Genomic DNA, 749 nt, shown 5'->3' with positions numbered 1-749 from the left:
TGGAACGGCGCCCAGACCAGCCTGCGCGCCGAGGCCCGCCGGCTCGAGCGCGCCGCCGACGACCTGGGGGCCGCGCTGCACACGGCGCAGGACAACTGGGCCTCGGGCGGCGCCGAGGCGGCCACCGCCCGGATCCGGGCGCTGCGGGACTGGTATCGGGGGCACGCCGACTATGTGCGCGGGCTGGCCGACCACGCCGGGGCGCACGTGCGCAACTTCCGCGCGGCGGCGACCGACATCCCGACCTGGCGGGCGGTGCTCGACGCCGAGCGCGAGCTGCGGGTGGCCGAGGAAGCCAATCGGCGCAGCCGGGGAGCGCTGCGGGCGGCGGTGGTGCACGCGCAGGTCAGGCTGGGTCAGCTGTATCAGGCGTGCACGGCCGGGTTCGCCGGCTACACCAGGGCCGAGGCGATGCCCCAGCCGCACACACCGGCCCCGCCGCCGGGCCCGCTGACCGAGTCGCCCGCCGCCCTGCCGGCCACCGGCCCCGGCGACGCACCCGTCGGCACCCGCCCGCCCGAGGCGGCGACCAGCCCGGCGCCGCTGGCGCCGGGGGATCGGGGCCCGGGGACCGGGGAGCCCCCGAGCGGCCGCGGCCCGGCGTGGCCACCCGGGGCGGCGCAGCCCAGCACCCCGGGTGCCGGCTTGGTGGACGCCTTTCCCGACCTGACCGCGGTCGCGGCGCCGCAGGTGGTGCCGGCGGTCCTCGGCGGCGTGGTGGGCGGGGTCGGGGGTGTGCTGGGCGGCCT

The 749-nt window shown here is 80.5% G+C and carries 1 pseudogene; it reads left to right on the top strand.

From position 1 onward, the window contains the following. Positions 1 to 749: pseudogene (locus tag F0Q45_RS28340) on the top strand (hypothetical protein); the annotation flags it as partial.

Source organism: Mycobacterium simiae (assembly GCF_008370645.1).
Lineage (GTDB): Bacteria > Actinomycetota > Actinomycetes > Mycobacteriales > Mycobacteriaceae > Mycobacterium > Mycobacterium simiae_A.
The sequence above is the reverse complement of the archived record's forward strand: the minus strand, read 5'-3'. Positions and strand labels throughout refer to the sequence as shown.